Source organism: Paraburkholderia sp. BCC1884 (assembly GCF_900996225.1).
Classification (GTDB): Bacteria; Pseudomonadota; Gammaproteobacteria; order Burkholderiales; family Burkholderiaceae; genus Paraburkholderia.
Genome location: NZ_CAAJGL010000027.1, coordinates 1 through 454 on the forward strand (window position 1 = coordinate 1; position 454 = coordinate 454).

Sequence of the window (454 nt, forward strand, 5' to 3'; positions counted from 1 at the left end):
CTGCTGCCGGCCCAGGAACGGCTGTGGTTCCTGTGGTGCCTCGATCCGGCCCACGCCGGTTATCACCTGATCCAGACCTTGCGGCTGAGTGGCCCGCTCGACCTCGCGGCGCTGCATCGCGCGCTGCGCGCGCTGGTCGAGCGCCACGAGGCGCTGCGGCTGCGCTTCGAGGCCGGCGACGGCGTGCCGATGCAATACCCGGTCGAACTCGCGCCGGCCGGCCAGCAGGCGCCCGGGCGCGACTACGGCTTCGCGGCGCACGCGGTGGGCCGCGATCCCGAGGCGCTCGCCGCCGCCTTGCACGCCTTCGGCTGCGCGCCCTTCGACCTGACGGGCGGCGCGCCGATCCGCGTCGGCCTGTTCGAGATCGGCCCCGACGAATGCGTGCTGCAGTTCGTGGTCCATCACATCGTCGCCGATGCCTGGTCGATGGACCTGCTGTTCCGCGACCTGC

At 72.9% G+C, this 454-nt stretch carries 1 protein-coding gene; it reads left to right on the forward strand.

Annotation, left to right across the window (positions count from 1 at the left end):
* Nucleotides 1-454: condensation domain-containing protein (locus tag FQ705_RS01970; RefSeq protein ID WP_144137795.1), on the forward strand; the 454-nt coding region annotated here is incomplete at both ends.